Raw genomic sequence first — 26,032 nt, forward strand, 5'->3', positions numbered from 1 at the left:
GCACGTTTACCCAACGTACCCAACGTACCCAGCGGCCCCGCCGCTCCCGCGGGTTTCGGGCCTGGCCGGGTCCGGCGGCCCGCTCTAGTCTCGGGGCGGGACATCCGCCGCCGTGAGGGAGGCACGTCATGGCCGAGCAGAAACCCTTCCGCGTCGAGGTGAGCGTGGGCGCGCCGCGAGAGGCGGTGTGGCGGGCGCTGACCGAGCCCGCCGAGATCCGGCGCTGGCACGGGTGGGAGTACGACGGCCTGGACGAGGAGATCCGCTTCATCTACGTGGACCACGCCAAGCCGAGCCCGCCCGGCGAGATCCTGCTCGACGACGGGGCCCAGGGACAGAAGATCACCCTCCTCGCCGAGGGGACCGGCACGCTGGTCCGGGTGGCCCGGCCCGGCTCCCTGCCCGACGACGGGGCCTACGACGACATCGAGCAGGGCTGGGTGTGCTTCCTCCAGCAGCTCCGCCACTACCTGGAGCACCACCCCGGCGAGGACCGCGCCACGCTCCGCCTGGAGGGCCTGGCCGCCCCGGACGCCACCCTGGCGGCCGTCCGCGACCGCTTCCCGGGCGAGACCCGGCACTCCGGCCGCTTCCAGCACGACATCGCCACCGCGCGCCCCGGCCGGGGCCTGCTGGTCTTCACCTCCCACGCGCCGCTCGACTCCTCCGCGCCGGCCCCGGTGACGCTCACGCTGACGGCTCACGGCCCCGGCGAGCGCGAGCTCACCGAGGCCCGCGAGGACCTCCGGTCCTGGTGGTCCTCGCTCGTGAGCGACCCCCGGACCGTCCCGCCGGGCTAGACCCCGCGGCGGCGTCCCCCCGCCGGACGCCCGGGCGCCCGCCGTACGGCTGGGCGCTAGGCGCCCGCGAGGGCGGTGGTCGGGGGGAGACGCGCGGCGCGGACCGCCGGGTAGAGGCCGGCGACCAGGCCCGCCGCCAGCGCCGAGGCCAGGGCCGCGCCGAACGCCCAGAGCGGCAGCACGGCGGGCAGGCCGGTGGCGATCGCGTACCCCGCCCCGACCAGGGCGCCCAGGAGCACGCCGAGGACGCCGCCGAGCAGGGTGAGCAGCAGGGCCTCCGTGAGGAACTGGATCCTGATCTGCCCCCGCGTGGCGCCGAGGGCGCGCCGGAGCCCGATCTCGCCCCGCCGTTCCAGCACCGAGACGACCATGGTGTTGGCGACGCCGACCCCGCCGACGAACAGGGCCACCGCGCCCAGCCCCAGGAGGAGGTCGGTGAACGCCGCCCCGGCCGCCGCCTTGGCCGCGAGGGCGTCGGACGGGCGGCTGACCTCGACCTGGCCGGGGTTCTCCGGGTTCACGGTGCGGGGCAGCACGGCCCGGACCTCCTCCACCGCCGCGTCAGGGGAGCGTTCGTAGATCGTCGTCGGGTGGCCGTCGAAGCCGAGGTACGCCCTCGCCGCCGGGGCCCCGACCAGCGCCGACCGCTCGATCTCCGGGGCCAGCGGCATCGGGTCCAGCAGTCCCGCGACCGTGAACCAGCGGTCCCCGAGCCACACCACGCGCCCCGGCTCCAAGATTCCCAGCCGTTCGGCGGCGACCGAGCCGAGCACGACGACGGGGTACCGCTCGGTCGCGGCGTTCAGCCACGTCCCGGCCCGCACGCTCCCGCCGAGGGTGCCCAGCAGGTCCCCGGTGACGGCCTGGACCGCGATCCCGCCGGTCTCCGCCTTCGGGATCCGGTCGCTCCGCAGCACCGCGGCCTCGGTGCGGCCGACGGCGGCGACCGAGGTCACCGGGGCGATCCGGGCGACCATGCGCTCGGCCCCGACCGGCAACCGTGACTCCTCGCCGGTGAACGACCGGGCGGCCTGGACCCGCAGCAGGTTGGTGCCGAGCGTGTCCAGCCGCCGCAGCAGGTCGGCCCGGGACGACTCGGAGATCGCCACGACCGCGATCATCGTGGCGATGCCGATCGCGATCCCCAGCGCCGACAGCACCGCCCGCCCCGGCCGCGTCCGCAGCCCGGTCATCCCCAGCCTGGCCAGGTCCGACGCCCGCAACCGCGCGGGCGTCAGCCGTTCCCCCACCGGCTCTCCGGGCGTCATCGCGCTCCGCCCTCCTCCGCGGACACGGGCGGGGCAACCGGCGGGGTCACGGGCGCGGTCACCGGCGGCGGCCCGGCGGGCGGCGGCTCGCCGGGGGCCGGGTCCGCGCCGATGAGCCGCCCGTCGCGTACGGCGGCGCGGCGGCCGAAGCGGGCGGCGACCTCGGGGTCGTGGGTGATGACGACGAGCGTGGTCCCCTGCTCGTTCAGCCGGGTGAGGATCTCCACGACCACCTCCCCCGCGACCGAGTCGAGGTTGCCCGTGGGCTCGTCCGCGAGCAGGATCGGCGGGTTCCCGACCACCGCGCGGGCGATCGCGACGCGCTGACGCTCCCCACCGGAGAGCTGGTCGGGCCGGTGCCCCAGGCGGTGCGCGAGGCCCACCCGCTCCAGCGCCTCGGCCGCGCGGTTCCGGCGCTCCCCGCGCGGGGCGCCGCCGTACAGCAGCCCCTCGGCGACGTTCTCCAGCGCCGACAGGCCCGGGGCCAGGTGGAACCGCTGGAACACGAACCCGATGCTCCGCGCCCGCAGCGCCGACATGCCCCGGTCGGACAGGGTCCCGACGTCGTGCCCGGCGATGGTGACCGTGCCCGAGGTGGGCCGGTCCAGCGTGCCGACGATCTGGAGCAGCGTGGACTTGCCGGACCCGGACGGCCCGACGACGGCCAGCGACTCGCCCCGCTCCACGGTCAGGTCCACGCCGCGCAGGGCCGTGACGTTCCCCGGATAGACCTTGGTGACCCGGGACAACGAGATGACGGGGCTCATCGCGCCGGCACCCCCGCCTGCGCTCCCTCGGTCACGCCGGGCCCGCTGACCTCGACCCGGCCCCCGCCGTACGCGCCGGGGGTGACGGGGACGACGCGGCGCCCGCCGGGACCGTGCAACTCGACGCCGTAGCCGCCCTCGCGCAGCGCGAGCAGCGCCTCCACCGGCACGGACAGCACGCCGCGCCGCAGCCTGATGCTGAACCCCACGACCACCGGGGCCTGGTCGAAGCCCCCGGCCAGGCGCGCCGGGACGTCGATCTCCACCCGCACGACCAGGGCGTTCTCCTTGGCGGTGGACCGTACGGCGACGCGGCCCACGCGGGCGACCTCGCCGGCGACGCTCCGCCCGCCGGGCAGCTCCACGTTCACGCGCGCCCCCTTCCTCGCGACCTCCCGGCGGCTCACGTCCAGCTCGACGGTCACCGTGCGCCGGGTGCCGGTGACGGTGAGCGCCGCCGCCCCCGCCGAGACCTTCTCGCCCACCGCGAGGCGGGCGCGTGCCAGCCGTACCGGACCGGGCAGGAAGACGACCTGGGCCGCCGTCACCTCGCCGGTGCGGGGCAGGCCGGCCGCCTTCTGCCAGCGGCGTACGGCTCGCGCCGTGCCGAGGGAGAAGTGCCGGTCCACGGTCAGGCCGTCGCCGTGGCCGAGGGCGCGGAGGTTGCGTTCGAGCTGGCGGACGTCCGGGCCGTCCTTCACCCCGTGCCGCAGGTCCCGGTAGAGCGGGAGCGTGCCGTACATCAGCACGACGGGCTCGCGGTCCACCCGGTACAGCGCCTTGCCGCGCCGGATCAGCGTGCCCTCGGCGGGGACGGAGGTGACCACTCCGGCGCGGCCGGCGGCCAGGTCGCGCCGGTCGGCGTAGCCGAGGGTCCCGCCGGCCGTGACCGTGTCCACCAGGTCCCCGCGCGTGATGGGGACGGTCGCCCCCGCCGGGGCGGACGCGGGGGCCGCGGCGGTCGGCGTCGTCGCCGAGAGCCGCCACACGGTCACCCCCGCGCCCAGCACGACGAGCGCGGCGACGGCGAGGAGGATCCTCCTCACTTCCCCGCCCTGAAGGGCGAGCACGCCTTCTCGGCCGCGTCGTGCTCGGCCTCGGAGGCGGCGCCGAACCGGATCTCGCCGTTGCTGGGGTCGGGACCCTTCACCTCGATGCCCCGCTTGCGGTAGCACTCGGCGTACTTCGTGAGCCGGTCGAGCTCGGCGGCGTCCGGCGGCGGGGCGGCCTCCCGCCCGGCCTCCATCTCCTTCATGCAGGCCTTCATCGCCTTCTCGTACCGGACGCGCACGGCCTCGTCCGGGGGCGGCGTGGAGTACTTGCCCTGGTCGGGCGAGCCGGGGTCGGGGTAGTCGGCGACGCCCTCCCGCCGCATGCACTTGGCGTGGGCGAGCATCGGGTCGTCCCCGGAGCCCTTCGCGGCCGGGGACGCCGGCGTCTTCGTCCCGCCCGCGCTCGCGACCTCGGAGGCGGGCGCGGTGCCGCCGCAGGCGGACACGAGCAGCAGGGCGGCGAGGGCGATCCTCAGTTTCATGCGGGCCTTCTTCCACAGGATGTGAACTTCGGTACGGCTCCGCCGGGCGGCGGGCCGGTGGGCCGGGCGCGCCGTTCGCGGGCACGCCGGACAGAGCTCACGGCGGGACTCCACCGGAGCGGCGGATCAGCGGTTCAGCGGGTCGGAGATCGGAAAGGGGCGGAGATCGGAAAAGGGGGCGGCGGGCGGACCCGGTCAGGTCAGACCGGACCAGGCCAGGTCGGCAGGGTCGGCAGGGTCAGCAGGGGATCTTCATGCGGGAGGCGCCGGGAGCGGGTTTCGGCACCCGATCGACGACCTCGATGGACAGTTGCGCCTCGGAGACCAGCGTCAGGCCCGCCGGCCGGACGAAGGAGGGGCCGCCGATCTCGATCGTGTGCTCCCGCGTGCTCGTCAGGCGCTGGCCGAGGTACCGGTACGTCTCCCGGTCGAAGATCATTTCGCTGCGGACGCCGTCCTCCTCCTCCATCGCGACGCCGATCCCGCGCCGGCCCGCCGCGTCCGCGGTGTCGGGCACGACGGTGACGCCGTCGATCCCCGCCGCGACCGTGAACAGCGCGCTGCGCAGGCTGGGCCGCAGGTTGTCGCCGGCCAGGGCGGTGACCTGTCTCCACAGCCGCACCGCGTCGGGCCGCCCGGCCATCCCGCCCTTGGCGCTGACCGCGAGCAGGCGTTCGCGCAGCCGTACCGGATCGGCCGGCCACTCACCCGCGCGCTCGCGCCACAGCTCGGGCGGGGTGCCGGTGGTGCAGGCGTCGTACACGATGTCCGAGGTCCTGTCCTTCGTCCTCCACGCCTCGGGGGGCAGGGGGTGGCCGGGAAGGGGTTCGGGGGCGTTCTCCACCTCACGCCGCAGCAGGACGCCGGAACCGCCGGCGGGCAGCCACTCCTGGATCCGGCCGCCGCCGATCCAGGCGACGGTCTTCTTCCCGGTGTGCGCGTAGACGGTGTACTTCTCCAGGCTGACGGTGTGGACGTACTGCCCGGGCTTCGGCGTCAGCTCCGGCTCGGCGGCGGCGGCCGCCGCGGCCCGCGCGAGCAGGTCGCGGGCCCCCGGCCGCGTCCCCGGGGCGCCGCCGACCACCACGGGCCCGGCCGTCAGGGCCGCCGCCAGCGCCCCCGCGACCGCCAGCCGCGCCCCCATCCGGCGCCGCCGCGCCACGCCGTACGGCGCGCGGCCGGGCAGGAGTCGGGCGCGGCCCGGGCCGTACCGCGTGAGCAGGGCGGACAGGCGGGAGCGCGGGCGCGACTCGGCCTCGGCGGCGCGGAGGAGGCCGGCGCGGGCGCGGGACAGCGCGTCCTCGCCGGGCTCGGGGACGCCGGACCAGAGGCGGCGCACCCGCTCCAGCTCATCCATGACGGTCCTCCAGCTCCTCGCGGATCTTCTTGCGGGCGCGGTTGAGCCGGGAGCGCACGGTCCCCACGGGGATGCCGAGCGCGGCCGCGGTCTCCTCGTACGACAGCTCCGCCCACGCCGTCAGCAGCAGCACGTCCCGGTCCCCCGCCCTGAGCCGCAGCAGCGCGGCGGCCAGCGGCCGGTTGACCGCCAGGGTGTCCGCCTGGTGCTCGACGAGTCCGCCGGACACCTCCGCCGGGTGCACGCCGCTGCGGACGTACGCCCGGTACAGCGAGACCTCGTCGCGCCGGCGCTTGCCGATCACGTTCGAGGCGATGCCGTACAGCCAGGGCCGCGCGTCCGCCCGCTCCAGGTCGTAGCGGTGCCGGTGCTGGAACGCGGCGAGGAACGTCTCGGACACCACGTCCTCGCCCGCGTCGGGACCGAGCCGCCGTACGGCGTAGCGGTGCACCGCGGGCGCGTACCGGTCGAACAGCTCGGCGAAGACCTCGGGCTCGGTCAGGGAGCGCCGGATCAGCGTGGCGTCGTCGGCCGCGGGCGGCGCGGGGACGCACACAGCGGTCATTCGGTGATCGCTCCTTCGGGTGAGCGGGGCGCGGTCTCGCGTTCCGCCGGACACCTGTGATTACCGCCGCGGCCGGAAAAGGTTCACGAACCACCCGAAAAGATCCCGGGAACGACGACGCCCCCGCGGTGAGCTGCCGCGGGGGCGTCCGGAGGAGGAGGCGTCAGGAGGCGTAGAGACGGTCGGCGTAGCTCGGCCCGTAGTAGGCGGTCAGCTCCTCCAGGGACTCCTCGGCGTGCTGCACCGCCTTGACGATCTCCGGCATGCCGGGAACGGCCGCGGGGTTCCAGGTCTCGCTCTTCCACAGGGAGGAGCGCATGAACGCCTTCGCGCAGTGGTGGAAGATCGTGTCGATCTCGACGATCAGGGCGAGGCGCGGCCGGTGGCCCTTGACGATCATGTCGTCGAAGAACGGGGCCTCGCGCACGAGCGTCGCGCGGCCGTTGATCCGCAGGGTGTCGGGACGGCCCGGGATCACGAAGAGCAGCCCCACGTGCGGGTTCTCAAGGATGTTGCGGAAACCGTCCGCGCGGCGGTTGCCCGGCCGGTCCGGGATCGCGATCGTGGTGTCGTCCAGGACGTGGACGAACCCGGCGGGGTCCCCCTTCGGCGAGACGTCGCAGTCGCCCTCCGCGCCCGCCGTGGCGATCAGGCAGAACGGCGAGGCCGCCAGCCACATCCGGTCCAGCTCGTGCAGCCGCTTGCGCTCCTTGGCGATGGCGCGCGGCATCGGCTCCCCGAGCAGTTCGCGCAGCTCAGCCGCCGACCCGACCTTCACAACCCCGTCCATGTATGCCCCTTCTGTCACATATGCCCGGAGTCCGAGGATAGATCAGCGGCCTCTACCCGGCCGGGGTCCGGGGGGCGATCAGGCCGGACTCGTAGGCGTGGATGACGAGCTGGGCCCGGTCGCGGGCGTTCAGCTTGGTCATGGCCCGGCTGACGTGGGTCTTGGCGGTGAGCGGGCTGATCACCATCTTCGCCGCGATCTCCTCGTTGGTCAGGCCCCGCGCCACCAGGGCCACCACCTCGCGCTCGCGGTTGGTCAGCACCTCCAGCGCGTCCGCCGACACCGTGCCCGGCGGGCGGGAGACGAACTCGCCGATCAGCTTGCGCGTGATCGCCGGGGACAGCAGCGCGTCGCCTCGGGCGGCCAGCCGTACGGCCTGGAGCAGGTCCTCCGGCTCGGTGTCCTTGAGCACGAACCCCGTCGCGCCCGCCCGCAGCGCGTTGAAGACGTACTCGTCCAGCCCGTAGTTGGTCACGATGACCACGCGCACCCCGGCCAGCGCCGGCTCGGCCGCGATCCGGCGCGTCGCCTCGATCCCGTCCATCACCGGCATCTGCACGTCCACCAGCGCCACGTCCGGCACCAGCGCGCGGGCCATCTCGACGCCGCGCGCCCCGTCCCCGGCCTCCCCCACGACCTCGATGTCGTCCTCGGCCGACAGCAGCGCGCGGAACCCGGCGCGCATCAGTGCCTGGTCGTCCACCAGCAGCACCCGGATCACCGCGCCGCGCCCCCCTGCTCCCGGTCGCCCGCGGCCGTCCCCTCCGGCGCCGCGTGCACGGGTACGGCTCCCGCGCGCTCCTCCCCGGTCGCGGCGGCCCCGGGCCGTACGGCGACGGCGGAATCCCCGGCGGGCGGGGCGTCCACCGCGGGCAGCGCCTCCTCTGCGGGCGGAGCGTCCGCGGCGGGGGCGTCCGCGGCGGGGGCGGGGAGCTCGGCGCGGACGCGGAAGCCGCCGCCGGGACGGGGACCGGCGGTGAGCCGCCCGCCGAGGGCGGTGACGCGCTCGCGCATGCCGATGAGGCCGACGCCGGGGACCGCCGAGGGGTCGGGCTCGGCCGTGCCCGCGTCGTCCACCTGCACGACGAGGCGGTCGGCCTCGTAGGTGAGCAGGACGGTCGCCGGGGCGCCGCCGGCGTGGCGGGTGACGTTCGTGAGGGATTCCTGCACGATCCGGTACGCCGCCTGCTCCACCGGCTCGGGCAGGGGCCGGCGGGGGCCGCGCACGGAGAGCGTGGTCGCGAGCCCGGCGGAGCGGAACCGCTCGGCCAGCTCGCCGAGGCGGTGCAGCCCGTTCGGCGGGGCCTCGTCCTCGGGCCGGCGCAGCACGTCGAGGGTCGCGCGCAGCTCGCGCATCGCCTCGGTGCTGGCCTCCTGGATCGCCAGCAGCGCCTCGGGCACCTCCTCGCCGCGCTTGCGGTGCAGGTGAACGGCCACTCCCGCCTGGAGCTTGATAATCGAGATGTTGTGGGTGAGCGAGTCGTGCAGCTCCCGCGCGATGCGCAGCCGCTCCTCGCCCGCGCGGCGCAGCGCCGCCTCCTCACGCGTGCGCTCGGCCTCGACCGCGCGCTGCTCGACCTGCTCCAGGTACGCCTGGCGGTGACGGGACACCACGCCCGCGACGATCGCCGCGACGAACCAGCCCATCGCGAGCCCCAGGCGCTCGGTGATCTGCCGCGCGGGCCGGCCGTCGGCCACCCCGAGCAGCTCGACCGCGAACGAGGCCGACAGGAACAGCAGCCCGGCCACGGAGGAGAGCACGAACGTGCCCGCCCGCACGGCCAGGAAGATCGCGACCAGCACGGGGACCATCGCGGAGACGCCGGGGTCCGACCGCAGCGAGTACGCCACCATCGCGGCGGTGGAGACCACCAGCGCCACCGCGGGCACGCGCCGCCCGACGACGAGCACCCCCGCGCCGGCCGCCATGAGCAGGTAGTCCAGGAGGTCCGCCGGTTTCTCCGCCAGGACCAGCGAGTTCACCGCCAGGGTCACGGCGAGCCCGCCGCCCAGGGCCAGGTCGGGCCAGTTCTCCCGCCACGCTCGTCGCCCGTTCATCTTCCGCACATTAGCCCCAAAACCCCCCGGCCACCTCCCGCCGGGGGAGTGCCCCGCGGCTACTCCCCCCGCAGTAGGCGCCCCGCTCCGCCCCTGGCGGGAGTAGCCGCGGGTGCCTCCGGCCGTACGACGACCCGGAGGGGGCCGCGCGGCGAGCATCGGAGCACACCGACAGCAAGGGGGATCCGATGCTCGACACCCGCATCCGCGACTTCGCCGGCGAGATCCACCGCCCGCTCACGCCGGGCTACGAGGCCCTGCGCCGACCGTGGAACCTGCGCCTGGACGCCCACCCCGCGCTCGTCGCCGAGGCCGCCGACGCCGAGGACGTGCGGCGGGCCGTGCTGGCGGCGCGCGAACGCGACCTGCCGTTCGCCGTCCAGTCCACCGGGCACGGCACGCTCGTGCCCTGCGACGGCGGCCTGCTGCTGCGGACCGGCCGGCTGGCCTCCGTCGAGGTGGACCCGGCCCGCGCCATCGCCCGCGTCGGGCCCGGCGCGACCTGGGCCGACGTGCTCGCGGCGGCCGAGCCGTACGGCCTGGCCCCGATCTCCGGCACCGGCTCCGTCGGCGTGACCGGGTACACGCTCGGGGGCGGCGCGGGCTGGCTGTCCCGGCTGTACGGCTACGCGGCCGACAGCGTGGTCTCCGCCGAGGTGGTGACGGCGGACGGGCGGCGGCTCACGGCGAGCCCCGACGAGAACCCGGACCTGTTCTGGGCGCTGCGCGGCGGGAGCGGCAGCTTCGGCGTCGTGACGTCGCTGGCGTTCCGGCTGTACCCGGTGCGGTGGGTGTACGCCGGCCTGGCGATGTACCCGGTGGAGCGGGCGGCCGACGTGCTCGCGCGCTACCGCGAGTGGGCCCCGGCCGAGCCCGACGAGCTGAGCACGGCGGTGCTGCTGATGCGCATGCCGGACTCGCCGCAGGTGCCCGAGCCGCTGCGGGGCCGGCCGGTGCTCGGGATCCGCGTCTTCCACGTGGGCACGGAGGAGGCCGCCCAGCGGTGGCTGGCCCCGCTGCTGGAGGTCGCCGGGCCGCCGCTGGCCCCCGGGTTCGCGGAGATGACCTTCGGCGAGGCGAGCCTGGCCCTGGGTGGGCCGCCGCACCCGCCGATGGCCGTGCGCCAGCACATCGACCTGTTCGACGACCTGCCCGGCGGCCTGACCGACGCCCTGTGCGCCGCCCTCGGCTCCGGCGGCCCCTCCGTCTCCGCGATCGAGGTGCGCCACTGGGGCGGCGCGATGGCCAAGCCGGGCCCGGACGCGGGACCGGCCGGGCACCGCGACACGCCGTACTCGGTGATCGTCAGTGCCGTCTCGGGCGGGCCCGACGGCCCGGAGTTCGCCGCGGTGGACGGGGTCGCCGGGGCGATCGCGCCGTACGCCACGGGCGGGTCGTTCCTGAACTTCCTCACCGACACCTCGCGCACGCGCAGCGCGTTCACGGAGGCGAACCACGCCCGGCTGGCGCGGATCAAGCGCGACTGGGACCCGGGGAACCGGTTCCGCCTCAACCACAACATCGTCCCCGCCTGACCGCGCTCCCGGCTGAAAGGTTCGAGATGGCCTCGCGGTACCGCTACGTGACCCCGGTGGACCCGGCCCGCGCGACGGGGCTGGTCGCGCGGGTGTACGCACAGATCGACCGGGACTTCCCGACGTCCCGGCCGCCCACGATGCTGACCCTGTCCCCCGCCCCGCGGGTGCTCGCGGCGGCCTGGGCCCTGCTGCGCGAATCCCTCTTCGCCGGGGACGCGCCGAGACTCGGCAAGGAGGCCGTGGCCGGGGGCGTGTCGCTGGCGAACCGCTGCCCGTTCTGCGTGGACGCGCACAGCATGCTCGTGCACGGCCTGGGCGACCGCCGCCTGGCCGAGGCGATCGCCCGCGACGAGATCCCCGACGACCCCGGGCACGCCCGCCTGGTCGCCTGGGGCAAGGCGACCCGCACCCCGTCCGCGCTCCCGCAAGCCCCGTTCCCCGCCGCGCACGCGCCGGAGTACCTCGGCACGGCCCTGGCCTTCCACTTCATCAACCGGATCGTGTCGGCCCTGCTCACGCCGGACGTCCTCCCCGGCAACGCGCAGCGCTCGGCCGTGGTCCGCGCCGCCGCCGGCCGGGCGCTCTCCCGCGCGATCCGCCGCCGCGTGGAGCCGGGCGCGAGCCTCCCCCTGCTCGCCGGGTCGCCCCAGGTCCCCGCGTGGGCCGGGCGGTCCCCGGTCGGCATCGCGTTCGCCGCGCTGCGCGCCGAGGCCGGCGACGTGGGGGACCTCCTGTCGGCCGGGACGCGGGCGGTCATCAGGGACTCGGTGGCGTTCTGGGACGGGGACCACCCGTCGTTCGGCTCGTCCTGGCTCGACGCCCCGCTGTGGGCGGCCGCCGAGGAGGACGTCCCGGCGGCGCGGATCGTCCTCCTGACCGCCCTGGCCCCGTACCGCCTCACCGACTCCGACGTGGCCGCCTGGCGGGCGGCGTCCCCGGGCCGCGACGCGGACCTCGTGCGGCTGGTGGCCTTCGGCGCGCTCACGGCCGTCGAACACGTGGAGGCCGGCCTCACCCGCGCCCCGTCAGCCGCCTGACCCCCGCCCGGCCATCCCCGACGCCATCCCCGACGCCATCCCCGGCGTCTTCGTCGTCGTCTTCGTCGTCGTCCTCGCCGTCGTCATCGTTCCGGCCCCGGCTCTCGCGCCGATCACGCGGTCTCCGCCCGTTTCCCGATGAGCGGAGACGGCGTGACCGGCGCGAGAGCCGGGGCCGCTTCCCGTCCGGGCCTGCCGCCCTTGAGCCCGCGTGGCGCGTCGCCCGCCGTACGGCGAGAGCCCGGCGCGGGGGGCGGGGCGGTTCAGGCGCGTTCCAGGGCGACGAGGGGGATCACGCGGGTGGTGCGCGGACGGAACTGGGCGAAGTCGGGCTCGACGGCGATCTGGCGGGCCCACAGCTCGTCGTACTCCCGCTCGTCGATCACGGTCGCCCGCGCGGTGTACCGGTCGTCTCCCACCTCGACCGTGACCTCGGGGTTCGCGAGGATGTTGCGGAACCACGCGGGGGCGGTGGGCGAACCGCCGTTCGAGGCGAAGACCACCAGGCGGTCGCCGTCGGGCAGGTACATCAGGGGGGTCGTGCGCGGCAGGCCGGTGCGCGCGCCGGTCGTCGTGAGGAGCAGCAGCTTGGAGCCGGGGAAGCGGGACACGTGCCCGGCGTTGGCCCGGAACTCCTCGATCACCGCGCGGTTGAAGGGATTGGGATTGAGGGTCTGAGTCGTTGTCATGTGAACGAGGCTAGAATCTGCCATCGATGTGAGATTCAAGGGGATGTGAGGTGGATCACATGAAGATCGGGGACCTCGCCCGTGAGACCGGCGTGAACCCGCGCCTGCTGCGCTACTACGAGGAGCAGGAACTCCTCGTCCCCGAGCGCACCGCCAGCGGCCACCGCCGCTACGGTCCCGACGCCGTCGTCACCGTGCGGAACATCCGCACCCTCCTCGCCGCCGGCGTTCCCACCCGCCTGATCCGCGACATCCTCCCCTGCGTCCACGGCGAGGTCCCCGACATCGACGCCTGCGTCAGCGACCACCTCCGCGTCCTCCTGGGCACCCTCGACACCCAGATCGCCGACCTCCAGCGCACCCGCTCCGCCCTGGCGAACCTGATGACCGCCGCCCACCTCCCCGCCGCCTGACCCCGGACGCCGGCCCCCGCGCGAAGCCGTCACCGGTTCCGTTAACGCTCCGGGGGCTGGACGCGGTAGAGTTCGGCGACGGATTCGGGAGGTTCTCCTCCCGGACGCCTGGTCCTGTGGAGCAGTTTGGAGTGCTCGCCACCCTGTCAAGGTGGAGGCCGCGGGTTCAAATCCCGTCAGGACCGCAATCCCTTCCCGATCACGCCTCGGCCGCCCCTCGCGGCCGGGGCGTTCCGCTTTCCGTACGGCCGCGCCCCGGCTCGCCGGATCCGCACGGCGCGCGCCGGATTCGCACGGCCGCGCCGCAGGTCCGTACGGCCGTGCCGTGGTCTCGCCGCGCCCGGCTTCGCCGTGCCCAGGGACCGTGCCCGGCTTCGCCGTACCCCGCGGGGTCGCGCCCGGCTTCGCCGTACCCCGCCGTCAGGGGGTGCGGAGGGAGGCGTAGTGGTGGGCGAGGTAGGCCCGGTCGGCGGGGTCGAGCGGGGGTGTGACCCCCGACGAGGACCAGGGGACGGGGCAGGGACCGGGGTGTTCCGGGTCCGGGCAGACGGCCCTGGTCAGGGCGTCCAGGAGGACGCGGGCCTCGGGGAAGGTCGCGAGGACCCCGGCGCGCAGTTCGAAGACGGCGCGCTCGCCCGGGGACTCGGCGGGGTGCTCGGCGCGCCACTGGACGGGAAGCTCGGCGTAGAGGTCGGCGACGGTCAGCTCGTCGTCCACCGGATCGTCCGCCTCGGCCGTCAGCAGCTTCCAGCGGCCGGGCGCCTCCGCGTCCAGGAGGGCGCGGAACTCCCCCAGCAGGCGTTCGCGGTCCGCCGCCGTGCCGTACAGCCCCAGGCGCAGTTCGTGAAGGTCACGGCTCGTGGGATCCATGGGATCACCGTACGGACACCCCCGGCGGGTGTCGCCGTCCTTTCGGCCGATCCGCCGGGCCCCGGCTCGGCCGTACGGCGGAACGGCGACCGCCGGGGATACCGAGAACGAACTAATAGGAAAGTTTCTTGTAAGAAAGCGTTGACTGGGCCGCTCACGCCGACGTAGCTTCGCGGCAAGGCCCTGGGGGCGGGCTTCGGAGTCGGTTCCGACTGTCGGAGGTGCCCTTCATGTCTTCACGCTTGTGGTCGGCGGTAGCCGCCGGCGGGGCCTCGCTGGCGCTCGTCGCCGGGGTCCTCAGCGGGCTACTCGGTACGGCGGGCGCGTCCGCCCGGGCCGGCGATTCGGAGGCTTGCCGGCCCGACGGGCTCTACCGCACCCCGGGGGTGGAGGTGCCCTACTGCCTCGCCTATGACGAGAACGGGCGAGAGCGGATGGGCGCCGACCACCCCCGGCGGATCATCGGATACTTCACCGGCTGGCGGCACGGGAAGGACGGGCGACCGGCCTACCTCGCGAACAACGTGCCGTGGGGGAAGGTCACCCACATCAACTACGCGTTCGCGCACGTGGACGGGTCCAACAAGATCTCCGTCGGCGGGAACCGCGCGGACAACCCCGCGATCGGCATGGAGTGGCCGGGCGTGCCCGGGGCCGAGCTCGACCCCGCGCTGCCGTACAAGGGCCACTTCAACCTGCTCGCCAAGTACAAGAAGCGGTTCCCCGACACCAAGACGCTGATCTCGGTCGGCGGATGGGCGGAGACCGGCGGGTACTTCGACGACAGCGGCAACCGGGTTGACTCCGGCGGCTTCTACTCGATGACCACGAACGCCAACGGATCGGTCAACCAGGCCGGGATCGACACGTTCGCCGACTCGGTCGTCGCCTTCCTGCGGACGTACGGCTTCAACGGCGTGGACATCGACTACGAGTACCCGACCTCGATGAAGGACGCCGGGAACCCGCTGGACTGGACCATCGCGAACGCCCGCCGCCCGCACCTGATGAAGGGCTACGTCGCGCTCATGAAGACGCTGCGCGAGAAGCTCGACCGGGCCGCCGCGGCCGACGGCAGGTACTACATGCTCACCGTCGCCGCCCCCGCCTCGGGGTACCTCCTGCGCGGGATGGAGGCCTTCCAGGTCACGCGGTACCTCGACTACGTCAACATCATGTCGTACGACCTGCACGGCGCCTGGAACGAGTTCGTCGGCCCCAACGCCGCGCTGTTCGACGACGGCAAGGACGCCGAGCTGGCCAAGTGGGGCGTGTACGGCAACGCGTCCTACGGCGGGATCGGCTACCTGAACACCGACTGGGCCTACCACTACTTCCGCGGCGCCATGCAGTCCGGCCGGATCAACATCGGCGTGCCGTACTACACGCGCGGCTGGAAGAACGTCAACGGCGGGACGAACGGCCTGTGGGGCACCTCGCACGGGCCCGCCGGAAGCTGCCCGCAGGGCCTGACCGCCTGCGGCGACGGGGCGCGCGGCATCGACAACCTGTGGCACGACACCGAGAACGGCAAGGAGGTCGGCGCGGGCTCCAACCCGATGTGGCACGCCAAGAACCTGGAGAAGGGCATCGCCGGGTCGTACGGCCCCGCGTACGGGCTCGACCCGGACAAGGACCCCGAGGACAAGCTCACCGGGACGTACACCCGCCACTACGACACCACCCTCACCGCCCCCTGGCTCTGGAACGCCGGCAAGAAGGTCTTCCTGTCCACCGAGGACGAGCAGTCCATCGCCGCCAAGGCCGACTACGTGAAGGCGCGCGGCCTGGGCGGCATCATGATCTGGGAGCTCGCCGGGGACTACCGGTGGGACGCGGGCAAGGGCGAGTACTTCATGGGCGACACCCTGACCTCGCTCATGCACGACCGGTTCAGGACCGCCTCGCCGTACGGCGCGACGCGGGCGAAGACGCCGGCGCCCGCCGAGAAGATCGACGTCACGATCGAGTCCACCGGCTTCCCCGTGGGCGACAGCAACTACCCGATCAGCCCGAAGCTGGTGATCACCAACCGGTCGCAGGTCACGATCCCGGGCGGGGCGGAGTTCCAGTGGGACTACGCGACCTCCGCGCCGAACAACGCCAGGGACCAGTCCGGGTTCGGGCTCCGGGTGATCAGCAGCGAGCACACCGGGCCGAACGTCGGCGGGCTCAAGGGCGACTTCCACCGGATCTCGATGAAGCTGCCGACGTGGCAGACGCTCGCGCCGGGGGCCTCGGTGACCGTGGACTACGTCTACTACCTGCCGACGCCGGGACAGGCCAACCACACGCTGACCTTCGGCGGGAAGACGTACGGCCTGCCGCAGGACCTGGCGCGGGGAGGCGCCGGCCCGACCCCGACGCCCACGCCGACCGTGACGCCGACGGGGACCGCGACCCCGACGCCGACTCCGACCCCGACGCCGACTCCGACCCCGACTCCCACCCCGACCGGCGGGACCTGCGCCGCCGCGCCGTGGAGCGCGGCCACGGTCTACAACGGCGGGCAGCGCGTCTCGCACAAGGGCCGCACGTGGGAGGCCAAGTGGTGGACCCAGGGCGAGGAGCCCGGCACCACCGGCCAGTGGGGCGTCTGGAAGGACCTCGGCCCCTGCTGATCACCTGATCCGGCCGCAGACCGGCGCCCACGGCACGGGATTCCCGCCTCCCTCACCCCGTGAAGCGCCCCCGGTACGGCGGGCCCTCACCGGGCCCGCCGTACCGCGTTCCGGGCGGAAGCACGCCGGACGGCCCCAGGCGGCGAACTCCGGGCCCCGCCCCGGCCTCCGGACCCCGGGCCCCCGGTCGCGGGCCCGGTCGCGGGCCGCGCTCCGGGCTCCGGGTCAGGGGTGGGTCAGTGGGGGCCGCCGAGGTTGATGGAGCCGTGGATGTCACCGGCCTGGATGACGGGGCCGGTGACGCGCGCGTCGCCGGAGATCGTGTTGGTGACGTCGCGGCGCTGCTGGACGAGGGCGGAGGCGTCGCGCATCCACTCCGCGAGCGCCTCGCCGAACTCCGGGTCCGCCCCGGCCCGCCACACCAGCCCGGCCGCGGCCTCGTCCGGGGGACGCCGCTCCAGTTCCGCCGAGTCGTCCCCGAACCGCCTGCGGACCAGCGCGGTCAGCGAGTTCCAGGCGCTCTTCCCGGCCTCGCCCGCCGCCCCTCCGGCCAGCGCGGAGATGATCGCCGCCAACGCCGTGGCATCCATCCGGCCCTCCTCACGTCGCCTCCCCCAGCGTAAGCGCCCGCTTCCCGGAACATCCGGACTTCCCCGGCCCTCGGGCGGTCGCGGGCTCCCCGGGAGGGCGGGCATCAGCGCGAGCGGCAAAGGGGAGCCGGGCGCGCCGGGTCGCTCCATTCACGGGCGGACCGGCCGGAGGGACCGGCGCGGGCATCAGGGACTCCGGCGCCGCGCCGGCCGTACGGCGTCCGCGCCGGCTTCGGCGGCCGATTCAGGGCTTGAAGTTCGTGTACCGAACCAATATGGTTCGGGTAGCGAACAAGCGGTGGTGCGATGCGAGGAGCGGAAATCATGGGAAACGGCGGCGGCGTGGCCGGCGGGCGCGGCTCAGTTGTCGCGGGCCGCCACCGGGGCCTCGTCGCGCTCGGGGAACACCGCCGGGACGCGGTTGTCGCTGACCACGCGGCCGAGCAGCGCGCCCAGCGTCTCCCGGTCCCCCTCGGGCAGGCCCGCGGACAGCTCCTCGACCCGGCGGCAGGTCTCGGCGTAGAAGACGTCGGCGAGTTCGGCGCCGCGCTCGGTGAGCGCGACGCGGACGACCCGGCGGTCGCGCGGGTCGGACTCGCGCTTGACCAGGCCGCGCTGGGCCGTGCGGTCCACCAGCTCGGTGAGGCTCGACTTGGCCAGGCGCAGCACGCCGCCCAGCTCGCTCATGCCGTACGGCTGCGCCATCAGCACGCAGAGGAGCTGCCCCTGCTGCGGCGTCAGGCCGTATTCACGGGCGGATTCGGCGTAGACGCTGTTGACCAGGAATGCGGCCCGCACCAGGCCGCTCACGACCCCGAGCTCTTCCGCGGCTTTACCCATTCATCAAGGTTAGCACTCTGACGATTGTTCGTTCGCCATACGAATGAGCGTGTCCGGGGCGTGCCCCGGAAAGGAAGGATCCACGATGCGAGAACTGTACTTCGGCGCCGGGGTCAGCACCGCCCTGGCGGGCGCGGCCGACACCTTGCGGCACGTGAGCCTGCTGGACGACGCGGGACTGGACGTGTTCACCGTCTCCGACCATCCCTATTTCGGCGACCGGCTGGACGCGTACTCCATGGTCGGCGTGGCCCTGGGCCGTACCGAGCGCATATCGGGCCTGGTCAACGTGACGAACCTGCCGAGCCGCCCAGCCCCGATGCTCGCGCGGGCCATCACCTCGCTGTCGGCGATGTCCGGCGGGCGGGTGATCCTGGGCATGGGCGCCGGCGGCTCCTGGGACGACATCGCCCGCCTCGGCGTGCCCAAGCTCCCGCCCGCGGCGGCCGTACGCGCGATGGAGGAGGCGATCATCCTCATCCGCGCCCTGTCCGGCGGCGGCGAGCCGCTCACCTTCGACGGCGAGTTCTACCACGTGAAGGACCTGCCGCCCGCCCCCGTCCCGGCTCCGCCCGTCTGGACCGGCTCGGTCGGCCCCAAGTCCCTGGCCGCCACCGGGCGCGTGGCCGACGGCTGGATCCCCGGCCACGCCGCGGACTGGCTCAGCCCCCGCTACCGGGAGTCCCGGCCGGTGATCGACGAGGCCGCCGCCGCGGCCGGCCGCGACCCCGCCGACGTGATCACCGTCTACAACCTCCCCGGCGTGATCACCGACCGCGACCTCCCCTCCCCCCGCGACGACCAGGGCCGCTGGCGGGGCGGTTCGGTCAGGCAGTGGACGGAGGAGCTGACCGGCGCCGTCCTCGACCACGGCGCCTCCGGCTTCACCTACTTCGCCCCGGGCCACATCCCCACCGACAAGCACCTGTCCCGCTGGGCGAACGAAGTGGTCCCCGCGGTGCGAGAAGCGACGGCCGCCCGCAAGTGAAGCCGGTCCGGCCCGGCCCAGGCCCCCGACGCCGACCCGGCGCGCAGGGGGCCTGGCTGTACAGCGGGGACGGTTCCCTGGGGCCGCCGGACAGCGGGGACGGTTCCCTGGGGCCGCCGGGCGGGCGCGTGGGCGGCGCCCTCATGATTCGTAGAGCGTCCGGTCCTTGATGGTGACCAGGGTGATCGGCTGCGGGGCCGGGAGGTCGAAGGTGCCGGCGCCGTGGTACTCGCGGAAGACGGCGTGGCCCTCGATCTGGGTCGTGAGGAAGACGCTCTTGGAGTCGTCATCGTTGACCACGGACGCCGTCCAGCAGGGGGCGCCCGCGGGCACCCCCGTCTCGGTCACGGTCGCGAGCACCTTGCCCGTGCCGCCGGGCTCGCCGTACAAGGACACCGCCATCGGATAGCCTCCCGCACGTGTCGTCGCTCATCGATCAATGTCCGCGGCCGCACGGGTGGTGTCAACCACGGGACGGCTGAGCCGTGCGCGGGCTAGATCGAGTCGGGGAAGAGCTCCGCGAGCGCTCGTGCCCGCTGCTCGATCACCCGCATTCGCGCCGCTCGCTCCGTCTCGTCCATGTGCGCCGCCTGGCTCGTCACCTGGCCCGGCCACTTCCGGTAGAGAAGACCGGGCTCGGCGGAGAAGTAGCCCGTGCTGACGGCGCTGGCCGCGATGAGGAGTCCGGTGTCCTCGGAGGCCGGCAAGGCCATCCAGCCTCCGAGGGCCAGGAGCAGGTCCCGCCGGACGCACAGGGACGCCGGGTGGACCGGGGCGCGGTGGTCATGGGCCAGCCAGCGCTCCAGCACGGCCCCGCGCGCGATGGGGCCTTCCGGCGGGTCTCCCTCGAAGCCCACGGTGGAGCCGTCCGGGAGGAGGTCCAGGACGCGAGAGGTGGCCCAGCCGATGCGGGGGTCGGCCAGGGCGTCGATGTCGCGGGCGAGGGCGCCCGGAGTGAGCTGGTCGTCGGCGTCCAGGACCTTGACGAGCCGCCCGTTCGCGCGGGACAGGGCGAGCGTCCGGGCGACGCCGGGTCCGCCCCGGCGGCCCTGGCCGGGGCTGACGCGAGGGTCGGCGGGGAGGAGGGAGGACAGGACACCCGTCTCTCCGTCCTCCTGCACCACCCACTCCCACGACCAGCCGGCGGGGAGCTTCTGGGCGGCCAGCGAGTCGTACGCGGCCCGGAGGAATCCGGGGACGGGCTCGTAGGCCGCGGTGACGATCGAGATCAGGCCGCTCATCCGGACCACCTCTCAAGCCGCGTCGTGTACACGAGTTCGGTGCGGTCGCCGGGCAGGACGGTTTCCGCGACCTCGGCGACCCGGCCTTCCGTGTCCACCGAGGTCTTGCGGAGAACCAGGACGGAGACGCCGGGCCCGATGTCGAGAATGTGAGCCTCGTCCGGCTGAGGCGGGCGTGCCGTGATCTCGTCGATGACGTGGTCGACCTCGATCCCCAGCGTGTGGAGCTGGTGCTGCGTCCCTCCCGGCCACGGCTCGTTCGCGGCGTCCAGCAGGTCGGGATTCGCCGCGGCCACGTCGTACACGAGCCAGGAACGGGCGAGCGTGAGCGCCGCCCCCTCCTTGACGGAGCTGGTCCAGTAGACCCGGTGGAGAAGCCGGGTCCCCACGGGCACCTGGAAGCGTTCGGCCAGGTCCGCGCCGGCCTCGACCGTGGAGTACTCGGCGTGGAACTCCAGGTCGTCGACCTTGAGGCCGGTGTCCTTCTCGGTGGCGCCCGCCGTACGGCGCTCATGCTCGGGAAGACGCACCCGGTCCTTCTCCCACTGGTAACGCTCGGGGGTGCGCCGCACGCGCTGCCGCTGAGTGCGTACGCGGGTCCCGCGCCCCGGCTCAGCACGCACCAGGCCCCAGTCCCGGAGCAGCTTGATCGCGTCGCGCACGCTCGTGCGCGACAGGTGGTAGCGCTCCGCGAGAACCGGCTCGCCCGGGAGGGGATCTCCCGCCGCCAGGTCCCCGCGCAGGATCTCGTCTCGCAGGTCCTCCGCCACCTGTAGGTAACGGGGCCGGTAGTGGCGCCGACCGGTCACACGGCTCACGGTATCGCCTCGCTGTCTCCTGCCCGCCAGACCTGGCGGACCCGGGTCACAAGTGGCTGAGGTGCGGGAACGCCCCTACCCGGAAGAGAACCCGATGCTGCCGCCGCCGAAGCCCCAAGCAGGCGAATCACCCGGACAAACACGAAACGCCCCGTCCACGATCTGCTGGACGGGGCGTTTTCATAGGTGGTCAGGGGCAGGGTCGAACTGCCGACCTTCCGCTTTTCAGGCGGAGCAACCACCCTGCTCGACTGATCTCAGACCGTGACCAGGCGCGTGTGTACGGTCGGACGGATGCGTCGGCGTGTGGGGACACCTTCACTTGTGTCAGCTGGCTGCGAAGCCTGGAGCTTCTGTCGGCCTCCCTCCAGGGGGCGTGGTGTCGGGCCATCGAGGTTGGTCCGGACCCGAACTGGGGGCGCCGCTGCCTCCACCTCCAGCCGTCCGCCATGGGCAGCCTCCGCTGCATGGCCCGCACCAGCTTGCAAGGCGCGCCAGGGCGGCAAATAGGCCAGGCCATTTTGGGAAGGAGTTTCTATTAAGCAGTTTCCGATTTCTTTAAACACTGATAATGTCGCGGAGATCACAGAACATGGCTCGACCCGGCGACATTGCTTGTCCAGAGCTCCGTATCGCCGGGCCGATCCCCTACTTGGCAGACCCGCGGGTCCGTAGGAACGAGGTTATCGTGACCGCCACCTCGACGGACGTCGAGCAGTTGCGCGCCAAGCTCAAGGGCAAGAGGCCCATCCGCTTCGAGCGGATCGCCTTCATGTCCCGGGCCGGCAAGCTGGACAAGCTCACCTGGTCCGAACCCATGCCGGCGCTGGCTGAGCTGTGGAACTTCGAATCTCTGCTCCAGCGCAACGACTATGACCTGGACGACACCAGCCGTCCGGGACAGCGAGATGTCTACGAGTCCCACATCAAGAAGATCGCCGAGGGTATTCGTACGTCCGACCGCCCGTACTTGGGAACGCTGGTGATCGGCATGGACCGGAACCGGGAGTTCGTGGAAATCGAGGAGATCCAGGAGCTCGCCACCGGTGTGACCCTGGTCAAGATCACCGTGTATGAGGGGGCGCCGGTCGCGTGGTCCGTCGACGGACAGCACCGCGAGATCTCTCTGAGCCGGGTCTGGGCACTGGTGCGAGACGCCGTTGAAGGTGACGAGCTGGTGGTCCGCGAGTATCTCGAACAATCGTCTGTGGAGATGACCCTGCTACTCGAAGGCGACCCCGACATCCTGTCGACGCTATTCATCAAGATGGCGAGCACCAAGCCGATCTCGCCCTCGCTGATCGCCGTCATGGACAAGGGGAGCATGCAGAACCGGCTCGGCCAGTACGTCATCAAGAATGCGGCGCTGTTCCAGGGCCGGATTACCTACCTGGCCAACGCGTCGCATAAGAAGCGCGCAGGCAGAAACGGCAGCAAGTTCGAAGGCCTCTATCCCGCGTCCGCGGTCCGCTCGGCCGCTGCCGCTATCGCTGGCGTAGGTGTCCGTGACCGCACCCCCGACGCCCGCGAGGAGCACCTAAACGAAGTCATCAAGCAGCGCACGACCGAGAAGGGCATTTCTGGCGAAGAGGCACTCGTCGAGATTGGCACGGAGATCGTCGAGCTTCTGGACTATGCCCTCCGGAACATCCCTGGTTGGCGGGAGATCAACGACAGCACCCTGACCGTCACCGAGTTCCGCGAGAACTATCTGCACTCGGCAGCGGCCGGTCTACACGTCATCGCCAATACCATTGCCGCCGCCCGGATGGCCGGCGTGTCTCCGCACAAGGCTATAGACGCGCTCGCCGAGCTTCCTTGGCGGCGCGACGCTTTTAAGACGAGCGACGACGATGACAAGGCGATGACGCACAAGTTCTTCGAGGGCACCCTCGCGAAGACCACGTGGGACCTGCGTGGTCTGCGCTGGCGGGCGGGCGCGAGCGGCGCTACCCGCTCGAACTACGAGGCGGCCATCAGCAACGTGCTCACGCATGTCACCCAGAAGCACCCCGAGCTCAGTGCCCTGGGAACGGACGAGACGTTCACTAAGCTCGGCCTGATCGCGCGCAAACGCGGTCGTGGCCGTCCGAAGAAGATCGCGACCGCCGCACAGTAAAGCTCACCTACAGCGGAATCCCCTGTGCCCCTGGCGGGTTCACGTGGTTGGAGGAAAGTGCTCGGGAACGCGATGAGCTGTTGAGGTTGGTCGATGCCGGGGTGCCGGTGCGATCGGCGGCAGGGATGTCGAGTTCCGGCATCGTGTTAGCCCTCCCTCGACTCGTCCAGCGTGATCCGCAGTGCCAGTCAGGCGCAACGCCGACCAGGACGCCGCCGATTCCAGGCGGAGCCAGACGTGCAGAAGTGCAGGAGCACCGACTCCACGGTTAAAATGGCCGCGGCAACCACAGCTAAACACTGATATCCAGGCGGGAAAGATTCATTATCCGACTATCGAACGTGTCCAAGGCAGCGTTGGCAACCCTCAGACTACCAGGAACTGCTAGCGTGATCTCCGCTAAGCCGGAGCGTTCGCAGGCCTACGGGTTGTACAATACCGCAGGACGTTCTGACATAGCGGCACGTAAAGCGAAGGTGTGAACCAGCGATAGGCAGGCGATGACCCCTTTGGATTTGATGCTGGCGGATTTCAAGGAGAAGTACGCCGCTAAGAGCCCGTCGAAGGCCTTCGCCCGCCTATACGACGACTCCGAACTCGGATCCATGTTCGCATACTTCCACGAACAGTTAACCGAGCACTTCGATAGCATTAACGGCAGGGCCCGCAGCACTCGACACTACTGGGCAGATAACAGTCGGGAACTGATCGCACTGGCTGACGAGCTAAACCAGGCCCTCCTGGCATTGAAGGCCGTTGGCGTCGATGTGCAGTTCGACGATCGGTACCAACAGGCTGTCGACCGGTGCCTGCCGTGGCTGTCGATGAGCGGCGGCAGTACCGTCCCGGATAACTTCGAGCCGGTCGTGCTAGTGCGGTACGAGCCCGTGTTCCTCCGGGCGGCGACGACGACCGTTCTAAAGAAAGACCGAAGACGGGTGAACCTGAAGATGGAAGGGGAGGGATCGTACGCGATCGTTTACTCGTACATCGACCCGGACTACGGTATTAAGTTTGCAGTCAAACGTGCAAAGAAAAGTATTAGCAGCCGCGATCTAGCACGCTTTAAGAATGAGTTCGAGACAATGAAACGGCTGAGTTACCCGTATATTCTCGACGTGTATCAGTATGACGATGCCCGCAATGAGTACCGAATGGAGTTTTGTGATGCCACTCTGAGATCGTTCATTGCACGGCGCAACAGCAGCTTGTCCTTTGCATCACGTAGGCGGATCGCACTGCAGTTCCTGTACGCGATCAGCTATCTGCACAGCCAGCCTCTGCTGCACCGTGACATCAGCCTCCAAAACGTCCTACTGAAGGTTTACAAAAGCGGTGCGGTCCTGGTAAAGCTATCGGACTTTGGCCTGGTCAAGGACCCGTCGTCCACGTTCACCCGGACCCAGACGGAGATGCGTGGCACCATCCGCGACCCGCTTCTCCACGACTTCCGGCAGTACGGAGTCCTCAATGAGATCTACGCCATCGGTTGGGTGCTGTCGTACATCTTCACTGGCCGCGAGTCGCTGTCGGCCACCGGGGATGCGGTGAGCCGCATCGTGCAGAAGTGCACAGCGCATGACATCGCAAGCCGGTACCAGACGGTCCGTGACCTGATCGCTGACGTCGAGCAACTCAGCGCGCCGCCGGTGGACACATCCGCGAGAGGGTGAGCACCAGCGAGGACAGGATGACCGCGATCTCAATCCAGTCCCGACGCTGTCAACCAAGTCGGGCGGTGCGCTCTCACGACCGACATGCCGTGCTCGTCGCAGTACGGGTCTCCTCATCGCCTCGCGATCGAAGCCGCGGATGTAGGCGCCCGCCTCGGAGAAGACGATGGAGTATTGCCCCCGACCTGCTGCGCATCGAAGCCATTTCCTCCCCAGCGCCCAGGCAGCGTTACCGGAGAAGTAGCGGTTGGCCATTCCGGGCTCAGAATGGCCTCAATATGGCCATGGACCGGCACAGATCGCGGAGCTTCGGGATGTCTGGCAGCAGGCGGGCCACATCGTGAGCGGTCATGAGCCTCATCCAAGCGTTGACGAGGCCAGAACCTGTGGCATGAATCATGACTCTCTCGTCCTTCTTCGTCATCTGCTGGAGGCACTAGCTTGAGCTCCGCCTCAAGTCCCTGGTCAACCTGGTGCAACGCGGGACCGGAGTTGAGATCGACGTCCCAGTACTCACAGTCTGGCCAAGTTGTGGGAGAAAGCTGTGGCCTGGTTGATGAGATGGGCGCCTTCGAGATGACAAGTCAACCTAACATGTCAGAGGGTTGAGACTCCAACTGCACGCACTGGACCCTCCGGCGCAAGAAGCTCGATACCCGGTCATAACCAAGGGCTTGCCGGCCTTCGACAAGGTAGACAGGCTCGACATGCGCACGATCCAGGAAGCGATGGGCGGCATAGCCGATTACCTCACTGGTAAGGACATGAGCCTCACCGAGCACTTCAGATTCCGCCAGGAACTCGCCGAAGAATATCGATACGCCTGATGACGTTGCTGTCAGCGGACACCAAGAGCCCCGAACGATAATCCGTTCGAGGCGTTCTTGCTGCTGAAGCGTGGTGGTCAGGGGCAGGGTCGAACTGCCGACCTTCCGCTTTTCAGGCAAGTGGAACGCGCGTTCGGCCTGTGGCGGCGTGTCTCGTGAACAGGCGAAAGGCTCCGCGAACGTCCGCGAAGATCCGCCGGAGACCGCTGAGGTTGTCGCTCAGTTTGTCACTCAGGAAGACTCGTAGAGCGTCCGTTCCTTGATGGTGACGAGGGTGATGGGCTGCAAGGCCGGGAGGTCGAAGGTGCCCGCCCCGTGGTACTCCCGGAAGACTGCGTGGCCTTCGATCTGGGTCGTGAGGAACACGCTCGTGGTGTCGTCGTCGTTGACCATGGACGCTGTCCAGCAGGGTGCGCCAGCCGGTACGCCGGTCTCGCTCAAGATCGCTAACGCCTCTCCCGCGCCACCGGGCTCGCCGTACAAAGACACCGCCATCCGTCACCTCCCGCACATAGTGGCTTCAGTGATCAATGTCTGCGGCTCACCGCCGAGTGTCAACTGTCGCTGGCGGAGAGATTGTCAGTGGCTTCGGCGGATCGTTTGTCAGTGGGGCGGGCCCAGCTTTCGCT

Annotated in this window: 26 protein-coding genes and 2 tRNA genes; 10 read left to right on the forward strand and 18 right to left on the reverse strand. The window is 71.8% G+C overall.

The window, feature by feature from the left end; all coding sequences use genetic code 11:
* Positions 1-128 precede the first annotated feature (128 nt).
* A complete protein-coding gene (locus D5H75_RS22165; protein WP_119928406.1) occupies positions 129-800 on the forward strand; it encodes an SRPBCC family protein in 672 nt (223 codons plus the stop codon).
* 56 nt (positions 801-856) lie between these two features.
* Here D5H75_RS22165 and D5H75_RS22170 read toward each other — a convergent pair whose 3' ends face one another.
* The 9 genes from D5H75_RS22170 to D5H75_RS22210 form a co-directional block, all read right to left on the reverse strand.
* The gene (locus D5H75_RS22170; protein WP_119928407.1) at positions 857-2,068 is read right to left on the reverse strand and encodes an ABC transporter permease; all 1,212 of its coding nucleotides are present in this window, start codon (positions 2,066-2,068) and stop codon (positions 857-859) included.
* Positions 2,065-2,835: an ABC transporter ATP-binding protein gene (locus tag D5H75_RS22175; protein WP_119928408.1), complete on the reverse strand. Its 771-nt coding sequence runs from the start codon at positions 2,833-2,835 to the stop codon at positions 2,065-2,067. The genes D5H75_RS22170 and D5H75_RS22175 overlap by 4 nt, the downstream gene beginning before the upstream one ends.
* Entirely contained in the window at positions 2,832-3,881 is a 1,050-nt protein-coding gene (locus D5H75_RS22180) for a peptidoglycan-binding domain-containing protein (protein ID WP_119928409.1), read from the reverse strand. The genes D5H75_RS22175 and D5H75_RS22180 overlap by 4 nt, the downstream gene beginning before the upstream one ends.
* Positions 3,878-4,369, reverse strand: a complete 492-nt coding sequence (locus tag D5H75_RS22185; protein WP_119928410.1) for a hypothetical protein — start codon at positions 4,367-4,369, stop codon at positions 3,878-3,880. The genes D5H75_RS22180 and D5H75_RS22185 overlap by 4 nt, the downstream gene beginning before the upstream one ends.
* Before the next feature lie 238 nt (positions 4,370-4,607).
* Entirely contained in the window at positions 4,608-5,726 is a 1,119-nt protein-coding gene (locus tag D5H75_RS22190; RefSeq protein WP_119928411.1) for a CU044_5270 family protein, read from the reverse strand.
* A complete protein-coding gene (locus D5H75_RS22195) occupies positions 5,719-6,291 on the reverse strand; it encodes an RNA polymerase sigma factor (RefSeq protein WP_119928412.1) in 573 nt (190 codons plus the stop codon). The genes D5H75_RS22190 and D5H75_RS22195 overlap by 8 nt, the downstream gene beginning before the upstream one ends.
* Before the next feature lie 163 nt (positions 6,292-6,454).
* On the reverse strand, positions 6,455-7,081 hold the full coding sequence (locus D5H75_RS22200; protein WP_119928413.1) for a pyridoxamine 5'-phosphate oxidase family protein: 627 nt from the start codon (positions 7,079-7,081) through the stop codon (positions 6,455-6,457).
* 52 nt (positions 7,082-7,133) lie between these two features.
* A complete protein-coding gene (locus tag D5H75_RS22205) occupies positions 7,134-7,802 on the reverse strand; it encodes a response regulator (RefSeq protein WP_119928414.1) in 669 nt (222 codons plus the stop codon).
* On the reverse strand, positions 7,799-9,139 hold the full coding sequence (locus D5H75_RS22210; protein WP_119928415.1) for a sensor histidine kinase: 1,341 nt from the start codon (positions 9,137-9,139) through the stop codon (positions 7,799-7,801). The genes D5H75_RS22205 and D5H75_RS22210 overlap by 4 nt, the downstream gene beginning before the upstream one ends.
* A gap of 188 nt (positions 9,140-9,327) precedes the next feature.
* On the opposite strand from D5H75_RS22210, the gene D5H75_RS22215 reads away from it, so the two are divergent.
* A complete protein-coding gene (locus D5H75_RS22215; RefSeq protein WP_119928416.1) occupies positions 9,328-10,674 on the forward strand; it encodes an FAD-binding oxidoreductase in 1,347 nt (448 codons plus the stop codon).
* Between the two features lie 26 nt (positions 10,675-10,700).
* On the forward strand, positions 10,701-11,714 hold the full coding sequence (locus D5H75_RS22220; protein ID WP_119928417.1) for a carboxymuconolactone decarboxylase family protein: 1,014 nt from the start codon (positions 10,701-10,703) through the stop codon (positions 11,712-11,714).
* 263 nt (positions 11,715-11,977) lie between these two features.
* Here the strand turns inward: D5H75_RS22220 and D5H75_RS22225 are convergent, their stop codons facing one another.
* Complete coding sequence (locus tag D5H75_RS22225) at positions 11,978-12,403, reverse strand: nitroreductase/quinone reductase family protein (protein WP_119928418.1); 426 nt, start codon at positions 12,401-12,403, stop codon at positions 11,978-11,980.
* Between the two features lie 59 nt (positions 12,404-12,462).
* Between D5H75_RS22225 and D5H75_RS22230 the strand changes: the two genes are divergently transcribed.
* Positions 12,463-12,816 carry a MerR family transcriptional regulator gene (locus D5H75_RS22230; protein WP_119928419.1) on the forward strand — a complete coding sequence of 118 codons (354 nt, stop codon included), beginning with the start codon at positions 12,463-12,465 and terminating at the stop codon, positions 12,814-12,816.
* Positions 12,817-12,926: 110 nt separating this feature from the next.
* Positions 12,927-13,001 (forward strand) — tRNA-Asp (locus tag D5H75_RS22235).
* A 235-nt stretch (positions 13,002-13,236) separates the two neighbouring features.
* Here D5H75_RS22235 and D5H75_RS22240 read toward each other — a convergent pair.
* A complete protein-coding gene (locus D5H75_RS22240) occupies positions 13,237-13,686 on the reverse strand; it encodes a hypothetical protein (RefSeq protein ID WP_119928420.1) in 450 nt (149 codons plus the stop codon).
* Positions 13,687-13,916: 230 nt separating this feature from the next.
* On the opposite strand from D5H75_RS22240, the gene D5H75_RS22245 reads away from it, so the two are divergent.
* Positions 13,917-16,307, forward strand: a complete 2,391-nt coding sequence (locus D5H75_RS22245; protein ID WP_119928421.1) for a chitinase C-terminal domain-containing protein — start codon at positions 13,917-13,919, stop codon at positions 16,305-16,307.
* Between the two features lie 236 nt (positions 16,308-16,543).
* Here D5H75_RS22245 and D5H75_RS22250 read toward each other — a convergent pair whose 3' ends face one another.
* Together D5H75_RS22250 and D5H75_RS22255 are read right to left on the reverse strand one after the other, a co-directional pair.
* The gene (locus D5H75_RS22250; RefSeq protein ID WP_119928422.1) at positions 16,544-16,897 is read right to left on the reverse strand and encodes a hypothetical protein; all 354 of its coding nucleotides are present in this window, start codon (positions 16,895-16,897) and stop codon (positions 16,544-16,546) included.
* 360 nt (positions 16,898-17,257) lie between these two features.
* Entirely contained in the window at positions 17,258-17,737 is a 480-nt protein-coding gene (locus tag D5H75_RS22255) for a MarR family winged helix-turn-helix transcriptional regulator (RefSeq protein WP_119928423.1), read from the reverse strand.
* An 85-nt stretch (positions 17,738-17,822) separates the two neighbouring features.
* Between D5H75_RS22255 and D5H75_RS22260 the strand changes: the two genes are divergently transcribed.
* Entirely contained in the window at positions 17,823-18,725 is a 903-nt protein-coding gene (locus D5H75_RS22260; protein ID WP_119928424.1) for an LLM class flavin-dependent oxidoreductase, read from the forward strand.
* Between the two features lie 141 nt (positions 18,726-18,866).
* On the opposite strand, the gene D5H75_RS22265 is transcribed toward D5H75_RS22260, so the two are convergent.
* From D5H75_RS22265 to D5H75_RS22280, 4 genes are all read right to left on the reverse strand, one after another.
* A complete protein-coding gene (locus tag D5H75_RS22265) occupies positions 18,867-19,127 on the reverse strand; it encodes a hypothetical protein (RefSeq protein WP_119928425.1) in 261 nt (86 codons plus the stop codon).
* Between the two features lie 92 nt (positions 19,128-19,219).
* Positions 19,220-19,966 carry a glycosyltransferase family 2 protein gene (locus D5H75_RS22270; RefSeq protein WP_119928462.1) on the reverse strand — a complete coding sequence of 249 codons (747 nt, stop codon included), beginning with the start codon at positions 19,964-19,966 and terminating at the stop codon, positions 19,220-19,222.
* Positions 19,963-20,775 (reverse strand): GntR family transcriptional regulator, encoded by an 813-nt coding sequence (locus D5H75_RS22275; RefSeq protein WP_119928426.1) that lies wholly within the window; start codon positions 20,773-20,775, stop codon positions 19,963-19,965. The genes D5H75_RS22270 and D5H75_RS22275 overlap by 4 nt, the downstream gene beginning before the upstream one ends.
* A gap of 196 nt (positions 20,776-20,971) precedes the next feature.
* A tRNA-Phe gene (locus D5H75_RS22280) sits at positions 20,972-21,042 on the reverse strand.
* A 430-nt stretch (positions 21,043-21,472) separates the two neighbouring features.
* On the opposite strand from D5H75_RS22280, the gene D5H75_RS22285 reads away from it, so the two are divergent.
* The 3 genes from D5H75_RS22285 (at position 21,473) to D5H75_RS41800 (ending at position 25,403) form a co-directional block, all read left to right on the forward strand.
* Entirely contained in the window at positions 21,473-22,903 is a 1,431-nt protein-coding gene (locus tag D5H75_RS22285) for a DNA sulfur modification protein DndB (protein ID WP_202638381.1), read from the forward strand.
* A 518-nt stretch (positions 22,904-23,421) separates the two neighbouring features.
* On the forward strand, positions 23,422-24,576 hold the full coding sequence (locus tag D5H75_RS22290) for a protein kinase family protein (RefSeq protein WP_242454434.1): 1,155 nt from the start codon (positions 23,422-23,424) through the stop codon (positions 24,574-24,576).
* A gap of 605 nt (positions 24,577-25,181) precedes the next feature.
* Entirely contained in the window at positions 25,182-25,403 is a 222-nt protein-coding gene (locus D5H75_RS41800; RefSeq protein ID WP_202638383.1) for a hypothetical protein, read from the forward strand.
* Between the two features lie 231 nt (positions 25,404-25,634).
* Here D5H75_RS41800 and D5H75_RS41805 read toward each other — a convergent pair whose 3' ends face one another.
* Positions 25,635-25,796 (reverse strand): hypothetical protein, encoded by a 162-nt coding sequence (locus tag D5H75_RS41805; RefSeq protein WP_202638384.1) that lies wholly within the window; start codon positions 25,794-25,796, stop codon positions 25,635-25,637.
* Between the last annotated feature and the right edge of the window lie 236 nt (positions 25,797-26,032).

Source organism: Bailinhaonella thermotolerans (assembly GCF_003594875.1).
Lineage (GTDB): Bacteria > Actinomycetota > Actinomycetes > Streptosporangiales > Streptosporangiaceae > Bailinhaonella > Bailinhaonella thermotolerans.

Coding starts and splice junctions, on each gene's coding strand:
- D5H75_RS22250 (WP_119928422.1), bottom strand. CDS start 16,897: ATGGATGCCACGGCGTTGGCGGCGATCATCTCCGCGCTGGCCGGAGGG.
- D5H75_RS22185 (WP_119928410.1), bottom strand. CDS start 4,369: ATGAAACTGAGGATCGCCCTCGCCGCCCTGCTGCTCGTGTCCGCCTGC.
- D5H75_RS41805 (WP_202638384.1), bottom strand. CDS start 25,796: ATGGTCAACGACGACGACACCACGAGCGTGTTCCTCACGACCCAGATC.
- D5H75_RS22210 (WP_119928415.1), bottom strand. CDS start 9,139: ATGAACGGGCGACGAGCGTGGCGGGAGAACTGGCCCGACCTGGCCCTG.
- D5H75_RS22195 (WP_119928412.1), bottom strand. CDS start 6,291: ATGACCGCTGTGTGCGTCCCCGCGCCGCCCGCGGCCGACGACGCCACG.
- D5H75_RS22220 (WP_119928417.1), top strand. CDS start 10,701: ATGGCCTCGCGGTACCGCTACGTGACCCCGGTGGACCCGGCCCGCGCG.
- D5H75_RS22200 (WP_119928413.1), bottom strand. CDS start 7,081: ATGGACGGGGTTGTGAAGGTCGGGTCGGCGGCTGAGCTGCGCGAACTG.
- D5H75_RS22190 (WP_119928411.1), bottom strand. CDS start 5,726: ATGGATGAGCTGGAGCGGGTGCGCCGCCTCTGGTCCGGCGTCCCCGAG.
- D5H75_RS22290 (WP_242454434.1), top strand. CDS start 23,422: ATGCTGGCGGATTTCAAGGAGAAGTACGCCGCTAAGAGCCCGTCGAAG.
- D5H75_RS22215 (WP_119928416.1), top strand. CDS start 9,328: ATGCTCGACACCCGCATCCGCGACTTCGCCGGCGAGATCCACCGCCCG.
- D5H75_RS22260 (WP_119928424.1), top strand. CDS start 17,823: ATGCGAGAACTGTACTTCGGCGCCGGGGTCAGCACCGCCCTGGCGGGC.
- D5H75_RS22170 (WP_119928407.1), bottom strand. CDS start 2,068: ATGACGCCCGGAGAGCCGGTGGGGGAACGGCTGACGCCCGCGCGGTTG.
- D5H75_RS22255 (WP_119928423.1), bottom strand. CDS start 17,737: ATGGGTAAAGCCGCGGAAGAGCTCGGGGTCGTGAGCGGCCTGGTGCGG.
- D5H75_RS22230 (WP_119928419.1), top strand. CDS start 12,463: ATGAAGATCGGGGACCTCGCCCGTGAGACCGGCGTGAACCCGCGCCTG.
- D5H75_RS22240 (WP_119928420.1), bottom strand. CDS start 13,686: ATGGATCCCACGAGCCGTGACCTTCACGAACTGCGCCTGGGGCTGTAC.
- D5H75_RS22165 (WP_119928406.1), top strand. CDS start 129: ATGGCCGAGCAGAAACCCTTCCGCGTCGAGGTGAGCGTGGGCGCGCCG.
- D5H75_RS22245 (WP_119928421.1), top strand. CDS start 13,917: ATGTCTTCACGCTTGTGGTCGGCGGTAGCCGCCGGCGGGGCCTCGCTG.
- D5H75_RS22175 (WP_119928408.1), bottom strand. CDS start 2,835: ATGAGCCCCGTCATCTCGTTGTCCCGGGTCACCAAGGTCTATCCGGGG.
- D5H75_RS22265 (WP_119928425.1), bottom strand. CDS start 19,127: ATGGCGGTGTCCTTGTACGGCGAGCCCGGCGGCACGGGCAAGGTGCTC.
- D5H75_RS22270 (WP_119928462.1), bottom strand. CDS start 19,966: ATGAGCGGCCTGATCTCGATCGTCACCGCGGCCTACGAGCCCGTCCCC.
- D5H75_RS22225 (WP_119928418.1), bottom strand. CDS start 12,403: ATGACAACGACTCAGACCCTCAATCCCAATCCCTTCAACCGCGCGGTG.